The 21,908-nt window shown below is 68.4% G+C and carries 20 protein-coding genes; 2 read left to right on the forward strand and 18 right to left on the reverse strand.

Translation table 11 applies throughout. The annotated features are described in order from the left end of the window. Positions 1-66: 66 nt before the first annotated feature. Genes AB0H62_RS47570 through trxB form a run of 5 tightly spaced genes read right to left on the reverse strand, consistent with a single transcriptional unit; the run spans position 67 to position 4,370 of the window. Positions 67-831, reverse strand: coding sequence for a class II aldolase/adducin family protein (locus AB0H62_RS47570; RefSeq protein WP_220241443.1), 765 nt, complete (start codon positions 829-831; stop codon positions 67-69). A gap of 26 nt (positions 832-857) precedes the next feature. Next, positions 858-2,093 (reverse strand): formaldehyde dehydrogenase, glutathione-independent, encoded by a 1,236-nt coding sequence (gene fdhA, locus AB0H62_RS47575; protein WP_220241444.1) that lies wholly within the window; start codon positions 2,091-2,093, stop codon positions 858-860. A 54-nt stretch (positions 2,094-2,147) separates the two neighbouring features. Then, positions 2,148-3,023, reverse strand: a complete 876-nt coding sequence (locus tag AB0H62_RS47580; protein ID WP_220241445.1) for a glycine/sarcosine/betaine reductase selenoprotein B family protein — start codon at positions 3,021-3,023, stop codon at positions 2,148-2,150. Between the two features lie 46 nt (positions 3,024-3,069). Next, positions 3,070-3,408, reverse strand: coding sequence for a thioredoxin family protein (locus tag AB0H62_RS47585; RefSeq protein WP_220241446.1), 339 nt, complete (start codon positions 3,406-3,408; stop codon positions 3,070-3,072). Between the two features lie 26 nt (positions 3,409-3,434). After that, positions 3,435-4,370: a thioredoxin-disulfide reductase gene (gene trxB, locus AB0H62_RS47590; protein ID WP_220241447.1), complete on the reverse strand. Its 936-nt coding sequence runs from the start codon at positions 4,368-4,370 to the stop codon at positions 3,435-3,437. A gap of 521 nt (positions 4,371-4,891) precedes the next feature. Here trxB and AB0H62_RS47595 point away from each other — a divergent pair. Further along, on the forward strand, positions 4,892-5,836 hold the full coding sequence (locus AB0H62_RS47595) for a 3,4-dihydroxy-2-butanone-4-phosphate synthase (RefSeq protein WP_220241448.1): 945 nt from the start codon (positions 4,892-4,894) through the stop codon (positions 5,834-5,836). A 185-nt stretch (positions 5,837-6,021) separates the two neighbouring features. Here the strand turns inward: AB0H62_RS47595 and AB0H62_RS47600 are convergent, their stop codons facing one another. From AB0H62_RS47600 to AB0H62_RS47645, 10 genes are all read right to left on the reverse strand, one after another. Next, entirely contained in the window at positions 6,022-6,921 is a 900-nt protein-coding gene (locus AB0H62_RS47600) for a tetrahydrofolate dehydrogenase/cyclohydrolase catalytic domain-containing protein (RefSeq protein ID WP_255638092.1), read from the reverse strand. A gap of 49 nt (positions 6,922-6,970) precedes the next feature. After that, a complete protein-coding gene (folP, locus tag AB0H62_RS47605) occupies positions 6,971-7,861 on the reverse strand; it encodes a dihydropteroate synthase (protein ID WP_220241449.1) in 891 nt (296 codons plus the stop codon). Between the two features lie 86 nt (positions 7,862-7,947). Further along, positions 7,948-8,772: a methylenetetrahydrofolate reductase gene (locus tag AB0H62_RS47610; RefSeq protein ID WP_220241450.1), complete on the reverse strand. Its 825-nt coding sequence runs from the start codon at positions 8,770-8,772 to the stop codon at positions 7,948-7,950. A gap of 36 nt (positions 8,773-8,808) precedes the next feature. Beyond that, complete coding sequence (gene purU / locus AB0H62_RS47615; protein ID WP_220247795.1) at positions 8,809-9,669, reverse strand: formyltetrahydrofolate deformylase; 861 nt, start codon at positions 9,667-9,669, stop codon at positions 8,809-8,811. Between the two features lie 277 nt (positions 9,670-9,946). Further along, on the reverse strand, positions 9,947-11,305 hold the full coding sequence (locus AB0H62_RS47620; protein WP_220241451.1) for an aminomethyl transferase family protein: 1,359 nt from the start codon (positions 11,303-11,305) through the stop codon (positions 9,947-9,949). A 51-nt stretch (positions 11,306-11,356) separates the two neighbouring features. Then, entirely contained in the window at positions 11,357-12,181 is an 825-nt protein-coding gene (locus AB0H62_RS47625) for a fumarylacetoacetate hydrolase family protein (protein WP_220241452.1), read from the reverse strand. A gap of 3 nt (positions 12,182-12,184) precedes the next feature. Next, complete coding sequence (locus AB0H62_RS47630) at positions 12,185-13,117, reverse strand: VOC family protein (RefSeq protein ID WP_220241453.1); 933 nt, start codon at positions 13,115-13,117, stop codon at positions 12,185-12,187. Positions 13,118-13,177: 60 nt separating this feature from the next. Next, the gene (locus AB0H62_RS47635) at positions 13,178-14,821 is read right to left on the reverse strand and encodes an FAD-dependent monooxygenase (protein ID WP_360592647.1); all 1,644 of its coding nucleotides are present in this window, start codon (positions 14,819-14,821) and stop codon (positions 13,178-13,180) included. After that, a complete protein-coding gene (locus tag AB0H62_RS47640) occupies positions 14,818-15,786 on the reverse strand; it encodes a PDR/VanB family oxidoreductase (RefSeq protein ID WP_220241455.1) in 969 nt (322 codons plus the stop codon). Before AB0H62_RS47640 ends, AB0H62_RS47635 begins: the two co-directional genes overlap by 4 nt. Further along, entirely contained in the window at positions 15,786-16,850 is a 1,065-nt protein-coding gene (locus AB0H62_RS47645) for an aromatic ring-hydroxylating dioxygenase subunit alpha (RefSeq protein ID WP_220241456.1), read from the reverse strand. The genes AB0H62_RS47640 and AB0H62_RS47645 overlap by 1 nt, the downstream gene beginning before the upstream one ends. A 277-nt stretch (positions 16,851-17,127) precedes the next feature. Between AB0H62_RS47645 and AB0H62_RS47650 the strand changes: the two genes are divergently transcribed. Beyond that, a complete protein-coding gene (locus tag AB0H62_RS47650) occupies positions 17,128-18,039 on the forward strand; it encodes an IclR family transcriptional regulator (protein ID WP_255638093.1) in 912 nt (303 codons plus the stop codon). Positions 18,040-18,082: 43 nt separating this feature from the next. Here the strand turns inward: AB0H62_RS47650 and AB0H62_RS47655 are convergent, their stop codons facing one another. The 3 genes from AB0H62_RS47655 to AB0H62_RS47665 form a co-directional block, all read right to left on the reverse strand. Continuing rightward, complete coding sequence (locus tag AB0H62_RS47655) at positions 18,083-18,931, reverse strand: IclR family transcriptional regulator (protein WP_255638094.1); 849 nt, start codon at positions 18,929-18,931, stop codon at positions 18,083-18,085. Between the two features lie 74 nt (positions 18,932-19,005). Beyond that, positions 19,006-19,932: a helix-turn-helix transcriptional regulator gene (locus tag AB0H62_RS47660; RefSeq protein ID WP_220241457.1), complete on the reverse strand. Its 927-nt coding sequence runs from the start codon at positions 19,930-19,932 to the stop codon at positions 19,006-19,008. Between the two features lie 28 nt (positions 19,933-19,960). Beyond that, positions 19,961-21,790: an FUSC family protein gene (locus tag AB0H62_RS47665; protein ID WP_220241458.1), complete on the reverse strand. Its 1,830-nt coding sequence runs from the start codon at positions 21,788-21,790 to the stop codon at positions 19,961-19,963. Positions 21,791-21,908: the final 118 nt, after the last annotated feature.

The raw sequence follows: 21,908 nt of genomic DNA on the forward strand, positions 1-21,908 counted from the left end.
CTTTGGACGTGCAGAGGTGCCTCTGACTAGAACGGTGGGGAACTGCGTCATTGCCGGAGCCAGGGGCTAGCCGGCACCCCATCCGGGGTTTGCCTTGCTGACCGAGCCGGCCCAGAGATTCCAGACGCGGTCGACCCCGCTGTCGACCGTCTCCGCGGCAAGCTTCGCCTCTTCGGAGCTGAGGTAGGTCACGGACCCGAGCCGCATGGCCTCCGCCTGGAGGTGAGCGTTCTGGACCGCGTACACCGAGCGGTAGACGACGTGGGGAAGGGAAGTCGCCGCGACCGAGGCACCGTGCCCGCGCATGAGAACGACCGTCGCATCCGCGAGGGACGCGGCCAGCGCGTCGCCCAGTTCCGGGCTGTCCACGAGCATCGAGCTCGCCGGCCCCGCGGTGTCGCGGATTTCGAAGGTGGGAACGTGCTCGCCGAGGAACGCGGCAACGTGGGAAACGGGCCGCAGCGGGGTTCCGGTGACTCCGAAGGGGATGAGCGCCGGCGCATGGTTGTGCACGACCGCTCGGACATCGGGGCGCGCACGGTAGATGCCGGCGTGGATGTGGCGTTCCAGGTAGCTGCGGCCTTCGCCGACGGTCTCCCCCGTCGCGACGTCGAGCTCGAGGACGTCCGCCGGCCGGACGGTGGCGGGTGCCACCGAACGGGCGACGAGGAACCGGTCGTCGCGCTCGTCCGAGCGCACGCTGACATGCCCCCACCCATCGACGATCCCGTGTTGGGCCAGGATGTGATTGGCCTGCACGAGCTGCCGGCGCAGTAGGTCGTTGCCCGCGTCGCGGGCGTTTCCGGCGGCCCTCCGGGCAGATACGGACACAGCATTCTCCTTCGGTGCCCGGCGGGTCATCCGCGGGAAGCGACAGTGGTGCCCACCGTGCCGTGCGGGTCGATGACGAACTTCTGCGCGACTCCGCTGTCGAATTCCGCGTACCCGCGCGGTGCCTCGTCGAGGGAGATCGCCGTCGCGTTGACGGCACGGGCGATGGAGACCTTGTCGTGGAGGATCGCGTTCATGAGACCGCGGTGGTACCGCATCACTGGGCACTGCCCGGTGGTGAACGACAGCGACTTGGCCCACCCGAGCCCGATGCGCAGCGACAGGGAGCCCTGCCTGGCCGACGCGTCGGCGGCACCCGGATCGCCGGTCACGTAGAGCCCGGGGATCCCCAGGCTCCCGGCAGCACGGGTCACCTCCATGATCGAGTTGAGGACCGTCGCCGGCGCCTCTTCCGCATCGGGTCCGTGCCCACGGGCCTCGAATCCGACCGCGTCGATCGCGGCGTCCACTTCCGACTCGCCGATGATCTGATCGAGCTGTTCGGGAAGCGTCGCATCGGCCGTTAGGTCGACGACCTCGCACCCGAAACTGCGCGCCTGGTCGAGCCGGGCCTTGTTGAGGTCTCCGACGACCACCACGGAGGCTCCGAGGAACTGCGCGGAATGAGCCGCAGCGAGCCCCACCGGACCCGCTCCCGCCACGTACACGGTCGAACCGGGCCGCACGCCCGCACTGACCGCGCCGTGGTAGCCGGTCGGGAAGATGTCCGAGAGCATGGTGAGATCGAGGATCTTCTCGAGCGCCTGGTCACGATCAGGAAAACGCAGGAGGTTCCAGTCGGCGTAGGGCACCATGACGTACTCGGCCTGTCCGCCGACCCAGCCGCCCATGTCGACGTAGCCGTAGGCCGAACCAGGCCTGTCGGGGTTGACGTTGAGGCAGACGCCCGTGTGGCCTTCCTTGCACATCCGGCAGCGGCCGCACGAGATGTTGAAGGGGACGGAGCAGACGTCTCCGACGGCGACGAATTCGACATCCCGGCCGACTTCGACGACCTCACCGGTGATCTCATGCCCGAGGACGAGACCCGCCGGCGCCGTGGTCCTCCCTCGCACCATGTGCTGGTCGGACCCGCAGATGTTGGTCGTGACGACCTTGAGGATCACGCCGTGCTGACATTCACGCCCGACGTTCGCGGGATGGACCCCTGGGCCGTCCTTCAGGACGAGACCCGGGTAGTCGACGGAGCGCACCTCGACTTTCCCCGGCTCCACATACGTTACTGCCCTGTTCCCGGTCAACCGACCGTCTCCTCTCCGTTGAGGCTGGGTGTTCGTGGGTGGATCCTGGCCGCGTCAGCAGCCACAAGCGATGTCGAGCTCCGACTCCCGCCCGGCCAGGCCCTGCCCGTCCTCGATGTGCGTGGCGACTCGGGCGCGGTGGACGTCTTTGCCCTGCTTCGCGTACAACTCCCGGACGTCGTCCTCCCACGCGCGATCGGCCGACCACGTTTGGGGCAGGTCGTTGATGGCCCAGGGTATTGCCGGAGACTCGACCGTCTTCAGGGTCGATCGAAGCACGGCACGCTGCATTTCGCCATCGTGCGGACGGCCGACCGTGGCGCCGAGCGGAAAGTCGGCGAACGCCGGCCGCGCGGGCTTGAACGCCTCCGCCATCTCGCGCAGCGCGGTCATGGTCACACACGGCAGACCACGAGCTTCGAGGGCTCGCGCCACGAGGTGTGTGGCGCGGTGGCACGCCGGACAGAACGGGACCAGGAGGACCAGATCCACACCCTGTTCCTCATACACGTCGGCGATGGCGGGCACGGTCTTCTCGACGAGCTCGCTGTAGAGCGTGATGGACCCGAGCATCGAGACCGCAGCCGGCGCGAGCTCGGCGAACAGTCCCTCCTGCTGCAGTTCGGCGAGCCGGTCCCGGGGAAAGACGACGTTCAGATCCTCGGTCGCGAAACCACGGATGGGCGACGGGTGGTCGAACTCGAGCTCCGCAGTGGGCACGTCGAGGGGGACCAGCCGGAAGGACAGGTCGTTGATCTGGTTGAACGGCCGCTGAGTCGGCAGGTGCGCGCCGACTGTCGCGAAGAGCCCCACTCGCGCGTCCGACAGCGCCTTGCCGAAGGACGCCGGCGCGACCGGCTCGAAGGATGGAAGCTTCGCATACTCGTCGAGCCCGAAGCCCTGCATCATTTCCACGTAGCTGAACGCCATCGCACTCTCCTCATCGTGTCATCGGAACGGACCCAGCCGACCTGGATCAGGTCGTCTGTCCGCCGGCCAGGGCCTCCTCCAGCGCCGCCTGCAGTTCCCCCGGCTTGCGCGGCTGGATCTTCGCGGCCAGCTCGCCTTCGGTGAACAGCAGCGCCGACGGGATCGAGCGGATGTCGAACCGCTGGGCCAGCGCCGGGTCGTCGTCGATCACCACGCGGCGCACCACCATCCCCCACGGGTTTGCCTCCGCGAGCTGCCGCACGTCGGGATCGATCCCCCGGCAGACGGTGCACCAGGGTGCCGTGAAAACCACCAGAGCCGGTTGAGAACCCGCAACTGCCGCGTCGAACCCCGCGGTGTCGAGCTTTTCGATAGTGATGTCCATCCGATTCTCCTTTGCTGCGTCCGCGATCAGGCGGCCCACTCGCTCAGCCAGCGCTCCGCGTCCATGGCACCGGCGCACCCGGATCCGGCTGCGGTGATGGCCTGCCGGTAGGTACTGTCGACGAGGTCTCCCACCGCGAAAACACCGGGCACGTTCGTCGCGGTTCCGGGTGCGGAAACCTTGACGTAGCCGGCCTCGTCGAGCTCCACCGCATCGCGCACGAGAGAGCTTCGCGGGTCGTGCCCGATCGCCACGAACACCCCGTCCACGGTCAGCGTCGAGCGCTGCCCGGTCGCCGCGTCGCGTACCGCTACGGTTTCGACGCCCTCCCCTCCGGCGATCTCCTCGACCTCGGTGCCGGTGAGCCAGGTGATCCCCGGAGTCGCCTCGGCTCGCCGAAGCATGGCCTTCGACGCCCGGAACTCCGTGCGCCGGTGGACGATCGTCACCGAGCGGGCGAACCGAGTCAGGAAAATCGCCTCTTCCATGGCCGAATCTCCGCCGCCGACAACGGCGACGTCGCGATCACGGAAGAAGTAGCCGTCGCACGTGGCGCACGTACTGACTCCCCGGCCGACGAGGGACTGCTCACCCGGGACCCCGAGCATCCGCGCACTCGCGCCCATCGCGAGGATGACCGCTCGTGCGCGGTACTCGGCGCGGTCTGTCGTCACGACCTTCGTCTCCCCGTCCAGGAACACCTTTTCGACTCGTTCGCCGACGAGGTCCGCACCGAAACGACGAGCCTGCTCGCGCATCCGCCCCATGAGGTCAGGACCCTGAACCCCCTCGGTGAACCCGGGGAAGTTCTCAACATCGGTCGTGGTCATCAAGGCGCCGCCGTGCTCGTAGCCCTCGACCACGATCGGGCTGAGCTGAGCGCGGGCGGCATAGATCGCAGCGGTGTACCCGGCAGGGCCGGATCCGACGATCACAAGATCACGCACGGGTTCGCCAGTCACGGGCCACCTTCCTTGTCCTACTCTGCAGGACCCACAGACCGTCTATCGAGACAGAACATTGCCACGGCGCACTCCGGCAGTCAAGAGCTTCCACGGTTCGCGGCATCGGCAACGGCAAGGAAAATTGGCCGCGCCAGTGGTGGGTCGTCCCGCGACACGTCTCGATGTCAGGGGTCGGAGACGTTGTGATGCAGGAACTTCCCGTTCACCCCGCCTGGCCGACGCACAAGTGCGGTAGTCCGAAGTGGACTCCTGCGGACCACAGGGTTGACAACATGGATTTTAAGTCCACAGTGTAGTGACGGCGGCCATCGTCACAGAGCCACCGTGCCACCGTGGAGCCCCTGATTCGGTCCACAAAGGTCACGTGGCGCCGTCACCAACAGGCCCTTCATCACACGAGGAGCAACGATGCCGATCGTCTTCGCCATGATCGAGGACACGATCATGCAGATCGTGAAGGCCCCCGTGCCTCTCGCAACCGGTCACACCGGACCGGAACCCCGATCGGAGGCCGGATTGTGAACGACCCTTACGACAATCCGATCCGCGTCGGGCAAGCGATCAGCGCGCTCGGCAAGGGAGAGCCCGTGGTCATTGCCGGCGAGGACCGCAGCGCAATCGTCCTGGCGGCGTCGCTTGCTTCGACGACCTGGACCGCATGGACCGTCAGGCACAGCTCAGGCCTGCTGTGCGTTGCCCTGCACGATGATCTGGCCGACAAACTCGACTTATCCCCCCTCCGGCCCGCTGCGGCGGATACCGGCACCGTCTACGCGGTCTCGGTCGATGCTGCCGACGGGGTGACCACCGGGATCAGCGCGGCAGACCGGGCCCACTGCGCCCGCGTACTCGCAAACCCCGCTTCCCGGCCCGCCGATCTCACCCGCCCGGGTCACGTGATACCCATTCGTGTGTCGCGCACAGCGGGACGCGCGCACTATGGCCTTCCCGAAGCCGCACTGGACCTCTGTGCGCAGGCAGGGCTACCCGAGGTGGGTCTGCTCGCGACGATGGTCACCGACGTCGGCCCACTTGCGACGATGTGTGAGGCTCGCGCGCTCGCTGAGGAGTACGGCCTGGTTGTGGTTACCCAGGACCAACTCGCCGGAAGGTGCCTCGAAAGCAGGATCAGGCGAGTCGAGTGGATCGAGTGGCCGAGCCGGTCCGGCGTGCAGCGAACCGGTGTATACGCCGACGACACAGGACTACAGCACTTCGTCGTTTTCGGCCATCGGCCTGGGCCCGCCCATGTCCACGTCGAGTGCCTGCAGGGGACCATCGCCGCCGGCGCTTGCCACTGTCGGGCACATCTCGACACGGCTCTCGCGCGGCTCTCTGACGAGGGCGGGATGCTCGTCTACCTCAGACCATCCCGGCACGGGCGTCACCAGGAGATGGGCCGAGCCGAAACAGCCCTCAGCACTGTGATTCAGGCATACGCCGAACGAGAAGCCGCACGCTGATCCATCCCTTCCGATTTCCTGCCCCTGGCGCAGGCGCCGTCTCCACACGAAGCGCCGGGCACGACGATCGTGGCGGGCACGGCGGTACGGGCGGTCGCCGATGAGATCGTCCACATCGTCGGCCTGCCGCGCGAGACCCGGCCGGTGAAGACGGTGCCCAGCCGAATACGGGGGGCGCCGTCCATTTAAGCGGTTCTAGCCGCCGTGCCGGCGGTCACGGCCGCCTTTTCGGCCACCTCGATGAGGTTGCGAAAGAGCATCGCGACGGTGGTCGGGCCGACTCCGCCGACGCGCGGGGTGATCGCACCAGCGACCCTCGCACAGCTCTCGTCGACGTCCGGGAGCAGCCGTTTGCCGTCGTAGCGCACTCCACCACCGACGACGACCGCGCCGGGTTTGACGTGCTCCGGCTGCACGATTCCCGGTACCCCGGCCGCCGCGATGAGGATGTCCGCTCGGCGGGTGTAGCGGTCCCAGTCGGGCACTCCGGTGTGGACCACCGCGACGGCCGCGTTCGCCGTCGGCCGCTTCTGTGCGAGCAACAGGGCGAGCGGGCGGCCGAGAGTCGCGCCGCGGCCCAGGATCACCACCTCCCGGCCGGCGACAGGGATTCGGTGGTAGGCCAAGAGCTCCTCGATGCCGGCGGGGGTGCACGGCAGCGGGCCGGGCAGGCCGACGGCGAGGCGGCCCATGTTCGTGGGGTGCATGCCGTCGACGTCCTTGGCCGGGTCCATCTCCGACAGTGCGGCGTCGTAGTCGAGGTGAGCGGGCACGGGATACTGGATCAGCATCCCGTGGACGGATGGATCCTCGTTGTACTCGCGGATGGTGGCGACGAGTTCGTCCTGCGAGGTGTTCGCGGCCAGATGCGTATGCGGCGACGCGAGACCGAGTGCGGCGGCCTGCTTCTGTTTGATCCTGATGTATCCCGCCGACGCGTCGTCGTCACCGACGAGGATCGTCGCGAGGCTGGGCACGACTCCTGACGACCGCAGGTCGGTCGCGCGCGCAGTGACGTCGGCAAGCACTCGCTGGGCGACCGGCTTGCCCGGCAGCAACCGAGCCATGCCATCCTGTGTGGACATTTATCTCCTCGTCTTCTCGGCGTGCAGGGTATTTCGGGAGCCCTACGGGTCACCGGCTCCCGGACGAGACCGGTGCACTTCGCCCGGCCAGACCAGGCCGCGATGGCCCGGCGTCGCGCACGTGCGAGCTGGCAACCGGCGGACGGGTGTGTGCGAGTACCGCCTCGGCGACGTGCAAGGCGTCAAGGGTCGCGCGCACGTCGTGCACTCGCACGCAGTGAACACCCGCCGTCGCCGCGAGGAAGGAGACGGCCGCGGTCGCGATGTCCCGCTCCACGGGGGGCGGGACGGGCCGGCCCCCAGCCGCCAGAGCAGCGCCGAGGAACCTCTTCCGCGAGGCACCCACCAGCACCGGGTGCCCGAGCGCCCGCAGCGCGCCGAGGTGCCCGAGCAGCTGCCAGTCGTGCGGCGCGTCCTTGGCGAAGCCCAGCCCTGGATCGAGAACCAGCCGGTCGGCTGCCACGCCGGCGCCGAGAAGTGCGTCCCTTCGCCTGGCCAGTTCGCCGACTACGTCGGTCACGACATCCTCGTAGACCGCGTGCCTGCCCATCGACTTGCTCGGTCCACGCCAGTGCGTTGCGACGTAAGGGACGTCGGCCTCCGCGACGCAGCGCACCAGTTCCGGGTCGGCGAGGCCGCCACTGACGTCGTTGACGATCGTGGCACCGGCGTCGAGCGCGATCCGCGCCACCGACGCCTTGGTCGTATCGATGCTCACCACGGCACCGGCTGCCGTCAGCTCACGAACGACGGTGCGCACCCGTGCCGTCTCTTCCCGGGCTGAGACCCGCGTGGCACCGGGCCGGGTCGATTCGCCCCCGACGTCGATGATGTGGGCGCCGTCGGCGACGAGACGCAGACCGTGCTCGATCGCATGTGCAGCCGTCGGATGAGCCCCACCGTCCGAGAACGAGTCCGGCGTGACGTTGAGAATTCCCATCACCAGGCAGCCCGCTGGACCAGTCCGCCCCGACGTGCAAAGGAGTAGCCCGCTCGAGCCGGGTGGATCGCCACCTCGCGCCGTGATCACTTCGCGAAACGCCCTTGCCACGAGGTCGCCGACTCGATCTGGTTGAACGAGAACAGATGGATGCCCTCGATTCCGAGGTTGTCCGGACCGAGTTCGTCGACGGCCGCCGACAGCAGCTCCTCGGGCCGGTAAGCGCTTCCCCTCACCAGGTTCCTGATCATCCCGTGCTGCTTGCGCAGGTAGCGCAGTGACGACCCGACGCCGATCCGCAGCGAAACGTCGACGAGCTTACGGATCTGTACGGGTCCGGCGAGACCGATCCACAGTGGGAGGATGACGCCCGCCGACCGCGCCGACCGCAACCAGGCGAGGAGAACCCCGACGTCGAAGCAGAGCTGGCTGACCATGTAATCGGCGTTGTCCTGCTTTCGCAGCAGGTCGGTCAGCAGCTCTTCCTCCGGGATCTGGGGGTGTCCCTCGGGATAGCAGCCGACACCGACACTCGTGATCCCGTGGTCCAGCTCCGGCAGCGCCTCGAGAAGGTCGGCCGCCCCGGAGTACGGGCCGGCGGGTTCCACAGCATCTCCGCCGACGACGAACAGGTCGGTGATCCCGGCGTTGCCGAGCCGCTCGAGGAACTCGGCCAGCTCGCCGCGCCCGGTCACCTGCCGTGCCGCAAGGTGCGGGATCACCGAGTAGTCGTTTTTCGCGAGGAGTTCGGCGAACTCCACCGTCCGCTCGAGCCCGAGCTTCGAGGAGCAGGTGACGGTGAAGGTCGTTCCGGCCGGCGCGGCGAGGAGTTCGTCCTGCACTCCGCGAAGCGGGATCGCCTCGATGTGCGCGGATCTGACGAGCCTGTCGACGGCGAGGGAAAGGTGCATTGTGGACTCCAGCGGTAGTGGGCTTTCCGGCGCGGATCAGCGGAAGACGACCGTGCGCTGACCGTTGAGCAGCACCCGGTTCGATGTGTGCCAATGGACCGCGCGGGCCAGCGCGAGGCATTCGGTGTCCCGGCCCAGGGCAGTGACCTGTTCAGCCGACATCGCATGGTCCACCCGGGCGACCTCCTGCTCGATGATCGGCCCTTCGTCGAGATCGGACGTGACGTAGTGAGCGGTAGCGCCGACGAACTTCACGCCTCGGTCGAAGGCCTGGTGGTACGGCCGGGCGCCCTTGAAGCTGGGCAGCATCGAGTGGTGGATGTTGATCGCGCGGCCCTCAAGCCTCTTGCACAGGTCCTCGGAGAGGATCTGCATGTACCGCGCGAGCACCACCAGGTCGACCCGGAGTGCATCGACAAGGTCGAGCAGTTGCTCCTCCGCGTCCTGCCGGGTGTCGGAGGTGATCGGGATGTGGGTGAACGGCACCCCGTGGTTCCGGGCGAGCGGGCCGAGGTCGGGGTGGTTGGACACCACGCCGACAACATCGACGTCAAGCGCGCCGGTGTGGGCCCGAAAGAGCAGGTCGTTCAGGCAGTGACCGTACTTGCTGACCATGATGAGCACCCGCTGGCGGTCCGCGGCAGAGGAGAACCGCCACGACATGCCGAACTCGGCCCCGACGGCTGCGAACTCCGCGTCAAGCGCCGAGAGGTCGAGGCGGGTGAGTTCGTCGGGCAGGGCGAACTGGGCCCGCATGAAAAAGCGGCCCGTGGTGCGGTCTCCGAATTGGCTTGACTCGACGATGTTGGCGTCACGATCGAGGAGGAATCCAGTGACGGCGTTGATGATCCCCGGGCGGTCCGGGCAGGACAAGGTGAGGACGGCATCGGACGGCATGTGATCTCCTACGTTCCGGACCCTCGCGGCCGCGCCGCCTAGAGGGCTGCTTCCTGGTTGTGGCCGACGTCCGGCGACACGGACCGCGTGCTCGCGTGCTCGCGAGACGACTCCGCGGCCGGCAGGCGTCGACGGCAAGCCGGGGACCCGCCGAAGACCGACGGCCCAAAGGCTCGTTCCGGTCCCGGCGGGCAATGGGTGGCCGGGCGGTGAAGCGGTGAATGTGCACCGGCCTGCCTCTGGACGAAGCAGCCCGCTCGGCGTGAAACCGCCGGTGTCAGCCGGCCAGCGGGCGCGTGCTCATCGTGGCGCGGATCGTCGTCTGGACATGGCGTTCCACCGACTTCTTGGCTGTGCCGCCGCCTTCCTCGCCCCAGACGATGAGCACTTCGGCACCGTCGTGCACGTGGCCTTCGTCGATGAATCCGACCGACATCCACGACCCGACGTTCACGGTGTACGCGGACAAAGTGGACCGTCCGACGAGCTCGTCGCCGACGAGCACAGAGTCGACGTGTACCCGCGAATATCGGGCAAGCGGCGTCTCGAGGTATTTCGCTCGCTGCTCGCCGTCGAAGAGACTGCTCGCATAGACGCGGCTGACGTCCTCCTCGTTCCACTTCAGCCACACCTTGGTGCGGCGCGGCTGGTTCGCGAGCTCTTCGAGCGCAGTGCGCCCGATGAAGTCGTGGTCGAACTTGACCAGGTGGCCGTAGCCGAACTGCCACGGCGTGACGTAGTAATCCTCGATGCGGTCCGAGCGGAAGCTGCCTCCGATCGAAAGCCGGCCCTCGTAGCCGTCACCGGAGAGCCATTCTCGGTACGGCTTCATCCGCTCGCCGGTATAGACGGCGGCGGTGGGCTGCGCCGGGTACCCGGATTCGGTTCCCCCGGTGTAATACGCGAGAGCGCCGCCCTGGACCAGGCCGAACTCCTCGCCGGCGGCGAGGATCGCGTCCCGGACCGCCGGCCCGTCGGCGACGGGACCGAAGATTTCCAATCCGATCGACTCGGCGCCCGGCACGCCCGCCATCGTGTGCGACAAGGCTCGCGCCCGGACGCCACCGAGCTTCAGATCCGTCATCGTGAAGAACTTGATGCGGTCGATCGGGCCGCCCTGGGCCTTCTCGAGGATGTCCCAGGCGCGCGGTCCTTCGATCTCGTACCGGAACGTCAACCGCTTGCCCGGGTTCTCGGCTGTCCGCTCGTCACGAGTCACCTCGACGTCGTAACCGCCCGTCTCGGCTTGGTACTGCACCCAGTTCGCGGCGGCGGTCGGTCCGACGAGGTTGACCTCGTCCTCCTCCAGACCGAACAGCACCGCCGTGCCGATGAGGCGGCCCTCCTCGTTGCACGCCACGAAATGCTTCGCCTTGTCCCGCCCGAAGGTAGCGAAACTGTTCGTTCCGGTGTCCGCGAAGAGCCGTTTGACGTCGGGACCACGGAAGTAGACGTCGGTCATGTGGTGCGACTGGTCGAAGAACACCGCGGTGCTCGTCCAAGCCCGCTGCTCGTCCTGCCAGGTCGTGTATTGGTCCGGGTAGTCGAACTTGAACCGCTTCGACGGGGCGTTGCGCAGCATCTCGACCGGATTGCCGATCCGACGCAGTTTTTCCTCGAGACTCTCGTTCGGCATTGAAGGAACCCTCTCGGTGTTCAGGAAGTGGTGAAGTGGGTGCGCGGGTGGTCAGTCCTCCCGGCGCACTCGGTTCGTCAGCGCTCCGACGCCATCCACTTCGACGGTGATCACGTCGCCGTGGGTGAGAAAGCGCTGGGGTTCGCGGCGGTAGCCGACCCCGCCGGGAGTCCCGGTCAAGATGACGTCGCCGGGCAGAACGGTGGAGAACTCGGAGACCACCGAGATCAAAGTCGGAATGTCGAAGATCAGCTTCGCGGTATCGGACTCCTGGAGCTTTTCGCCGCCGAGCACGGTGCGGATCCCGGCCGCCGATACGTCCGTCTCTCCGGGCGTCACCAGATAGGGGCCGAGCGGCGTCGAACGCTCCCAGGCCTTTCCCTGCAGCCACTGGTGCGTCTTGTACTGGTAGTCGCGCATGGTCACGTCGTTCGCCACGGTGTACCCGAGCACGTGGTGAAGCGCATGTTCCCTCGGGATCCGTCGCCCTGGCCGCCCGATGACGACGGCCAGCTCGGCTTCGTAGTCGACTTGCGCGGACTCTGCCGGGAGCACGATGTCGTCCCGCGGCCCGATCAGGCTGGAAGCGAACTTCGTGAACAGCACCGGATACGTCGGCAGATCCCGGCCGGTCTCGCCGACGTGCGTCAGATAGTTGAGTCCGACGCAGATAATCTTGTCCGGGGCGGGGACCACCGGGCACAGGTACACGTCGTCGATCGCGACAGCCTCGGCAGGCAGCTCCACCGCATTCGCCAACGTGTCGACGTCGGTGTGCAGCCCGAGCGCCTCGATCCCCGCCAGGGGGATCAGGCGGTCTCCGTCGACGCGGCCGACGCGACGTTGCCGGTTGTGTTCGTAGGTGGCGTATGCCATCGCTCAGCGACCTCCTTCCGTGGTCTTCCGCCAGGTGGCGAGCTGCCCGCCCCACAGGTTCACGCTCACCGGGATCGGCTCCCAGCGGCGCGGGACATACTCGACACGGTCGTCGTGGAACTTCTCCATCTCGGCGGAGAGCTCCACGTGGTTGCCGGCCGGGTCGTCGAAGAAGATGAAGAGGTTGTTGCCCGGTCCGTGGCGACCTGGCCCCCAGGTGACGGCCACGTCCTCCTCGGTCAACCGATCGCACCAGGACTTGAAGTCCTCCCACTCGGCCAGGTCGAAAGAGTAGTGGTCGATCCCGCCTGCGCGGCCGGTGGCGACCACAGCCAGGGTGTGATGGTCGCGGTCGCTGCGCAGCCACGCGAAACTGCCGTCGGCCAACTGGTCCGAGAGCCGGAACCCGGCCACCCCGGTGTAGAACGCGACCATCGCCGGCACGTCTTTCGTGGACAGCGTGACGTGCTGGTATTTGACCGGGCGTCGTCCGGTGTCCGCGCCATGCTCGCCATCGCGGCGCACGGGGCCGTGGAAATGCACGGTATTGCCGTCCGGATCCGTCGCCACGAGGCCGTTGACCTCGGGTCCGGCGCCGTCGAGGTACGACCGGTCAAGCTCGGCAACGGCGTGACCGCCACCGCGAAGCCGCTTTTCCAGGTCCGCTACACCGCCCTCGTCCCGGATCTCGAACCCGATGTGGTCCAGACCTTCCTCGCCCGGCACGAGGTCGAGGACGTGGTGACCCGAGCCCCAGCCGAGCCGTTGCCCACCACCGTCCAGTCCGGAGTGGACTCTCAGACCAAGGATCTTGCCGTAGAACTCGACGGCGGCGGCCACGTCCGGTACCCGGAGACCGATGTGGGAGGTCGCGGTCCGGCGCAACGCCCCGGCGGCGCCGGGTTCAGGCAAGGTGACGCGATGGCGAGGTGGCATCTGCTGGTTCTCCTTTCAAAGCCGGCGGTTGAGCGCCGGCAGCACGGTGTGGTCGCTAGGTCACCCGGCGACGAGCGCGGGGCGCCGATCGTCGAACGCGGTGACGTGGAGGGCGTCGAGAGCGGGAGGCTGCCGTCGTGTCCACACCGCAGCGACGAAGTGGTCCGGGCGGACGAGGACGAACTGTCCTCGGTACGGCGCGAACTCGGCGTCGAGCCCCCCGTCCACGTCGACGAGGCACTCGGTGCCACCGGAGGGCAGCCGGTCGTCGATGGAGACGAGGACGGCGGTCGGCTCCACCGCATCGACAAGGTGAGCGGCCTCGGCGAGGTCCTCCGGGCTGACACCGATACCCAGAAGCGCCCAGCCGGTCCCCACGACCTCGTCGAGGAGCATCGTCCGTCCGCGCGAGGTGTCGAACGTCCTCGGTTGCCCGAGCATCACGCCAGTTGGCCCTACGGTGTCGTCGCACCGGGGTGCGATGAGGCCGGACTCGTAGACGTGCGGCGGCCGGTAACGCATCTCCTCGTAAAACGAGCGCGCATCGGCGTCGCGTAGAGCAGCGGCCAGGTACGCGTCGCGGCGCAGCGCGAACCGCCTGTTGGTCGACATCACCACCCGGCCGAGCCGCTCCGAGAGCCGTACAGTCGCCTCAGCGTGACCGCGCCTTTCCCTCTCGTACGTGTCGAGCGCGACGGGATCGAGCCGGCCGCCCAGGACGTCCGCCAGCTTCCAGCAGAGGTTCGCGGCATCCCTGATGCCCGAGTTGAGACCCTGCCCGGCGAAGGGCGGCATCATGTGCGCCGCGTCGCCCAACAGAAACGCCCTGTCCTGGTGCCACTGGTCGGCGACGAGCGCGTTGAAACGGTAGATGATCGCCCGCTCGATCTGCTCCGGAGTGATGGTGCGGAACGGCTCCAGGAGTCGGCGCACGAGCTCGAAGTCGGGTCCAGACTCGGGCGTGCCCTCCCCCGGGTGCAACAGGAACTCGTACCGGCACCGGCCACCGCGACCGGGGATGATCACATGCGGACGCGCCGGGTCCGCGTGGTGCATGCCGTATCGCTCGTTGTGGTGGTCGTCGAGGACGTCGACCACCAACCACGGCTCCGGGTGGCTCCGTCCCGTCATGCCGACTCCCAGCGTGCGGCGCACGATAGACTTACCGCCGTCGCATCCCAGGACGTACGGCGTATGAACCGCCCGCACGCCGTCGTCGGGCTCAGCGGCGGACGCGTAGCTCACCACCACGCCGTCCGGCACCAGGCCGATATCACGCACTTCGGTCGCCATGCGCATGGTCACCAGGGGGTGCGCCGCCAGGTGGGCGAAGAGTTCGCGCTCCAGGTCCTGTTGCGCGAACGGGTTCTTGAAGGGATACCCGAGCCGAAAAGGGCGTGGGGATCTTGCCTGGAAAACCGGAGCACCGGACGCGTCGTAGTACCGCGTCCCCGTGCCCGGCACGATCACTCGCAGGATCCGATCCGCGAGGCCCGCGGACTGGTACACCCTCAGCGACTCGTCGTCGAGCGAGATGGCTTTCGGTTCATCGCTGGTGGTGGTGTTGCGCTCGAACACCGTCACCGGCACGCCGCGTGCGGCCAGCAGCGCCGCGGCCGTCATCCCGACCGGCCCGGCCCCCACCACGACGACCTGGCTCTCAGTCCGATCCATGCGATTCCTTTCCCCGTAACGACCGGTCACGGGAGATCGAGGACAAGCGAGCCGCCGCTCAGCCGGGACACGCACAGGCACATCTGGTCCCCCTGTGCCTTCTGGCGTCCGCTGAGAAACACGTCGCGGTGGTCAAGCACCCCGTCCGCGACGCGGACCGGCAGGACGCAGAGCCCGCACTCCCCGCGCAGGCAGTCACTCATGACCTCGCAGCCGGCCTCACCCAGAGCATCCAGCGCGGACTTGTCCGGAGGCACAGTGACCGTGAGGCCGAGCTTGGGGACGACGACCTCGAAGGTTTCGTTGGGCAGGCGCCCGCTGCTCCCGAACGTCTCGAACCGGAGCAGGTGGGACGGGTGTCCCGTGGCCTCCCATGCCTTCTGGGCGGCTTCGAGCATGCCGACCGGACCGCACACGTAGAGTTCGGTCTCCGGCGTCAACCCGCCGAAGACTTCCAAGAGATCGAATCGGCCGTCCTCGTCCTCGTAGCGGACCCTCACCCGCTCCCCGTGGTCTTCGCGAAGCTCCTCGACGAACGCCATGTCCACGCGATTGCGTCCGGCGTAGAAGATTTCGTAGTCCGTCTTGTCGGCCTTGAGTTTCCGCGCCATGCCGATCATCGGAGTGATCCCGATCCCGCCTGCGAGGAGCACGTACCTCGACTGCCGCGGGGTGAGACCGAACGTCTGGATGGGCGCGGTGATCGTGACCTCGTCACCCGGGCACAGCCGGTGCATGAAGGCGGATCCGCCCCTGCTGTGCGGGTCGAGCCGGACACCGAGGCTCAGCGCCGCGAACCGTCCGTCGTCGACGACGGAGTACGAACGGACCAGATGCCCGCCGCCGGCGGCGGGCACCAGCACGTCGACGTGGCTGCCCGGTTGCGGCGCCGGCCCGGCGGGCGGGTCCAGCACGATCCGCCGGATCTGATCTGCGACCGCGAAACTTTCCCGCACCTTGACGCGATGCCAGCTGGCCGTCTGACGTGGCGGCATCAGCCACGCTCCGCGAGCGCGCGCTCGCCGACGAGATCGGCCTCCGCGGCGACCAGGCGGTCGATGAGCCGCCGAACCCACATGCCGCCGGCATCGATGTTCAGGTTGTAGAAGTCGTAGCCGGGGTGGGCCTCGATGGCCTTCTGCTGCGCGTTCAGCATTTCGGCGTCCTCGTTGAAGATCCCGTGGACCGCCCGGACCATGGCGGCCGTGTAGTCCTCGTCGTCGAGGTTGTAGTCGCGCATGCGCAACCAGAAGTAGTGACAAGACCGGTCCGTCTCGGGTGTGATCATGTCGAGCACCTGCCCCGTGACACCTTGACTTCGATCCCCTTGCGGCGCACCGGTTCCGGCCTTCGCGACCCCCACGTCGATGGTGATCGTCGACGGCGCCTGCCAGGTGATGATCTGCCAGCGGTCCACCGGGCCGTCGTAATCCGGGAAACGCCACTTGAGCTCGGCGTCCCACGCGGGCGGCGGCTCGATGCCGAGCATCCACCGGGTCAGCACCACCTTGTCGTCGGTGTGGCTGACCGAAAACGGGGTCTCCGCCACGGCGTCGTTGCCGATGCTGTTGGAATGGAGGTACGTCTCGTGGGTCAGGTCCATCAGGTTGTCGAGCACGAGGCGGTAGTCGCAGTCGACGTGGAGGGTCTCACCGCCTCCGGCCCACGCCGGGTCCGACGCCCAATGGAGGTCGGGCAGCTTGGCCGGATCCGCCAGGTTCGGATCGCCGAGCCAGACCCACACCAGCCGGTACCTGCTCACCGTCGGGAACGACTGCACCGAGGCGCTCGGGTTGATGGTCTCTTGGGACGGCATGAACGCGCACCGGCCTCGCGGGTCGTAAGCGATCCCGTGGTAGCCGCATACCACGTTGTCGCCGTCGAGACGGCCCATCGAAAGCGGAACCAAGCGGTGCCAGCACGCATCCGCGAGTGCGGCGACCTCGCCGCCTTCCGTGCGATAGAGCACCACCTGCCGGCCGCAGATCGTCCTCGCGGTCAGCGTGCGCCCGACCTCCTGCTCCCAGGCCGCGGCATACCAAGCGTTCAGAGGAAACACGGCGACTCCCTTGTCGTGCAGACTCCCAGCGCAACCACATCGATCACGGGCCCACCCGGAGCATGTCCTATTAAACGAGACGTTCCATCCGTCATACAGGACACTACCTACCCGGGTCTGCCGCGGTCAACACACGCACGAGCCCGGCAAGGAGTCGCCGCACCTCCATCTACGCACTGAACAGCGAAGATCCGCCCGGACACATTTCCGACAGACCGTGGCCCGAGACCCCGGGGTCCGCCGCTTGCCCGCGTTTCGTTGGCAACAATCACGATTGGTGATCGCCCCGCGCGGATCGACAGGCCGCAGCGGTGGGCCGACAGTCCACGGCTGCTCGAGCTCGGCCTCCGAGTGCCGCGACCGGTTCGATTCGCTCGTGATCACCGCCGGTAGGGTGCCCTGCATGCCAGGACAGGAATCCAGCAGCTATCGCGAGCGCAACTCGACGGCCGATCGAACCCTCGACGTCCTGTCGCTGTTCAACGACGACCACCCGGTCGTCGGCGGGGTCGAAGTGGCCAAGCAGTTGCAGGTAGCGCGCTCGACCGCTTACCGCTACTTGCAAAGCCTCGTGAGTGCGCGCTTCCTGGAAGAGGAACCGACGGGCGGGTATCGGCTGGGCATGCGGTTCGTCGAACTGGGCCGGCTGGCGAGGCGAGCGCACGACCTCTCGGACATCGCTGCGCCTGTCATCGTCGACCTGGCGGCACGAGCGGGCGAGACCGCCCTCATCACCCGGCGAGCGGGCAACCTTGTCGTCTGCCTCGACCGCGCGGAGTCAGAGACCCACCGGCTGCGGATCTCCTACGAGCGGGGGGCGGTGCTACCGATCAACGCCGGCGCCTCCGCCCTCGTCCTGCTGGCGTGGGACGAACCCGATTCGATCCGGCAGACCTTCGCCCAATCCCACCTGCAGCAGTTCACTCCGGCGACACTGATCGACGTGGACCAGCTGATGGACCGGCTGGAGCGGATCAAGCGCGACGGCTACGCCGTCACCCGCGCCGAGGTCGACGACGACGTCGTCGGCATCGCCGCACCGATCTTCACGGGCGAGAAAGTCACAGCGGCAGTCACGGTGGCAGCTCTGGCCTCGCGTGTTCCCAAGGCCCTGGAACGCCGGATCCTCACACAGGTACGAGAGGCGGCCGAAACGATCAGCCGACAGCTCACGATTGTGGCCGGCTGACCAGCGCGGACTGGTTTCCCGCGTCGGCCGGGCCGGGGGAGACCTACCGCCCGGCCCGGGCCACGGCCAGTTGCTCGCTGATCCGCGCGGCCGCCGAGCGCACCTTCGCGACGATCATCCGCTCTGCTTTCCGCGGAATGCGGGACACGACACCTGCGACGCTCACGGCAGCGACCACCTCGCCCTCCTGTGGCCCCCAGATCGGCGCAGCGATCCCGATTACCTCGACGTCCAGCTCGGACCGGGCAATGGCGTATCCGTCGGACCGGATGTTGTCCAGCCGGGCGACGAGCGCGTCCACATCGGTCAGCGTCGCGTCGGTGAACCGCTGCAGCGTCGCGCGGTTCAGAAGCTCCCGGACCTCCTCCTGGTCACTCCACGCGAGGAGGACCGTCGCGGACGCCCCGGCGTTGATCGGCAGCACCGCCCCGCGCTCGTAGGAAATCCGCACTCGACGCTCGCGGGACTCTGCGCGATCCAGGCAGACGACGAGGTCACCTGTCCGCCGGGTGAGAAGGACGACCTCCCCCACTTCCTCCGCCAGCTCCTCCATCACGGGTGTCGCCACTTCGGACAGCCCGACCGTCCGCCGGGCGAGCTGGGCGAGCTCGAGCACGCGCATCCCGAGTCTGAAGCCACCGTTGGGCGCCTCTTCGAGAAACCGTGCCGTCACGAGGGACTGCACGTAACGGTAAGCCGTGGATCGGGAAGCACCGAGCCGTTCCGCGACCATCGGACCCGTCACCGTCGCCTGGTCATCCGCGAACATCGTCAAGATGTCGAGAGCACGATCCGACGTCGCGTTACGCCCGCGATAGCCGGTTTCAGCGCGTTGTCCTGGCACGCACGACAGTCTAGGGCAGGCCGGCCGCCTGACGGCGAGCCAGCCCACATCCCTGGTCCGTAGTCGTCGCGGGTGCGGCGGGCCGGCGTCGACGACTTGGCGGGCGTCGCTGAGTTCCGGGTTCAGTCCCGCACGCCAGCCGTCAGTTCGCGGGACAGCGTCAGCGAACGCAACGCTTCCTCCGACGACGTCCCGGCCTCGGCGTGGTAGATCGCCAGCGACTGGTCCTCGTCGCCGGGAAGCGTGAAAGTCTCGTAGCAGACGGTCAGTTCGCCGACGGCTGGGTGGTTGATCCGCATGCGGCCGTGCGTCTTTCGCTTGACCTGGTGGGCGTCCCACATGCGCCGGAAGTCCGCGCTGACCGACAGGTCCGCGAGAAGTTCTCCCAGCTGCGGGTCGTTCGGATGGCGGCCGGCGTACCAGCGCAGGTGACCGACGACGTCGGCCGCCTTGGCCTCCCAGTCAGCGAAACGCTGCCGGGCCCGGGGTTCGAGGAAGGCGACCCGCCCCCAGTTGCGGTCGCGCGGGGCTCGCGCGTTCCAGTCGCCGAAGAGGACGCACGCCAGGCGGTTCCACGCAAGCACGTCGCTGCGGCGTCCCCACACGTAGGCGGGAACGCTGTCCAACGCCGACAGCATCTCGAGCAGCTCGGGCCGTACTTGCTGGCGCCGCAGCTCGACACCCTGCTTGCGCCGCGGCGGCCTGGCGAGGTGCACCAAGTGCGCGTGCTCGGCCTCGGAAAGGCCGAGCGCCGAGGAGATCGCGTCGAGGACCTCGTTCGAGACGTTCTGGCCGTTGCCCTGCTCGAGGCGCGTGTAGTACGCAGCCGACACTCCCGCGACCTGGGCCAGCTCTTCGCGGCGCAGACCGGGCACGCGTCGGCGGCGGTTGTACTCCCGCAGCCCGACGTCGGCCGGTTTGAGCCGGGCCCGCCGGCTGCGCAGGAATTCGCCGAGTTCTGTGCGCTGGTCGAAGTGCAGCTCCGGGCACACGGGGGCGGGGCTCGCTGCGGTCGTCGTGCCGGTGCGGATGCCGGGGTCGGTCGCCATGCCGTTCAGTATTGCGCCGAATGCCCGATCAGACCCCCCGGGAATCACCCGACGCCTGAGCCCCCGGCGCTGCCCCGAGGATGTTGCTGAGCAGGTGGTTTGCCGCACTGATACGCGGATAGCCGCGGATCGGGGTGGGTTCGGCGTCATGCGTGAGAGTCCCCCGTTCGAGTGCGTCGGCGAACCTGTCGAGCCCGCGGAGAAACGCCTCCGCGGCCTCCGCAGGCGGGGTGGGGCGGTCGTACGGGATCGCGAACGCGAGCAGCGCCAGCTCGTCAACGGCGTAGGTGACCTGGTCCGCGCGTTCGGCCCGCCGGTCCGGCAGGCGGTCCGCACGCGCGTCTTCGGCGACGCTGCGCAGGTCCAGAACTGTTTCGCGCAGCCGCCGCCGTGGCTCCTCGGTGTCGCCGAAGTCGAGCCAGCGTCGGCGGAACACGTCAGCGGCCGCGCGGATGGAGCGGGCCTGCACCTGCGGCAACCGGGCGGTGGTGGCGCGCGGCCACAACACGACGCGCAGCACCACGGCGAGGACGGCGCCGATCACGGTATCCAGCAACCGGGCACCGAGCGCGCTGCCGAACTCGATGCCCGGCACGGCGAGCGCGTACTGGAACAGCGGGACGAGGGTCACAAACGCGACTCCGACGCCGTAGACCACCGGCAGGAACACCTCGGCCACGAACTGCGCCACCATCGCGACCACTGCGATCACCAGCGACGACGGTCCGCCCGCGAACACCGCGGCCGCGAGCGCGACCCCGGCTGCGGTGCCCACGGTGCGGTGCGCGGATCGGCGCAGCAGCAGCGTCACGTTCGACGCTTGTAGCACTGCCGCAACGGTGAGCCCCACCCAGTAGGCGTGAGCCAAGCCCAGCAGCCGGCCGACGAGCACCCCGGCAGCGACCGCGACACCGATGCGCGCAGCCGCGGGCAGCACGACCGCGCGCGGGGTCAGGGCTTGCCGAAGCTTCTCACCGACACGCGGTTCGGTCGCCTCCGTGTCGCCGACGCCGTGGCCGGCGAGCACCAGGTTCGCGTCGCGGAACGCCCGCCTGAGGCCGCAGTGGGCGGGCGGGGCTGCCGGGTGCCCACTGCGAAGGTCGTCGAGCTCCGGCTGCCACGCCTCCGCGGCGAGCGGCTCGGTGGCGTCGAACGAAACTGACAACGCGGAAGCGAGCACGAGGTCAGCCACCGCAAGCGACCGCAGTGCCGCGGCCGACCGGCCGACCCGGGTCTGCCTTGATGTTTCAAGCCCGCGGCTCAGCGCGCCGACCGCTTTCCGTCTCGTGTCGGCTGCGGCGGAGGTCCCAGCTGTCCGAAGCACGTCCCCGACCGCGTCCCACACCTGGCCTGTCACGCGGTCCAATCCGTCGCCCGGCCCGATCACGCTGGACACCACGAACCCGGTCAGCGCCCCGGCTGCGACGAAGGCACCGTGCACAAGCGCGTCGGCCGGCCCCACCGGCTCCCCGGACGCGACCAGCACGGCCAGCACGATCAAGTACTCCCTCGGTGGCGGCACCCGCGTCGCGAGGCACGCGAAACTCGTGCCCGCCGCGGCCAGGCCGACGAAGACGATCGACAGCCACGGCGCCCACGCCGCGAGCCCGCTCAGTGGCACCAGCACCGTCAACGCGAGCCCCACCGCAGCGACCACTCGCAGCCGATGCCGCCGCGGCGCGTCTCCCGCGTAAACACCCGCCAGCCCGCCCAGAGACGCGATTGCCCCCAGGTCCGCCCGCCCGGCGAGCACCCCGACCAGCAAAGGCACCCCGACACTCGCCGCCCCGCGCGCCCCGAGCGGCCACCGCGCCACGAACGCCGCCGACAACGCGTGCAACGGCGGCAGCGCAGGCATGGCCGGTCCTCTCGTCGGGACAACCGTAATCGGGTGCCTCACCGCATATCCCACCTCGCGGCGGGTCAGCCAGTCCCTGGCAGTCATAGTCCCGGGAAACGTAGGCGACGCAAGGTCT

This window comes from Amycolatopsis sp. NPDC050768, assembly GCF_040654155.1.
GTDB lineage: Bacteria > Actinomycetota > Actinomycetes > Mycobacteriales > Pseudonocardiaceae > Amycolatopsis.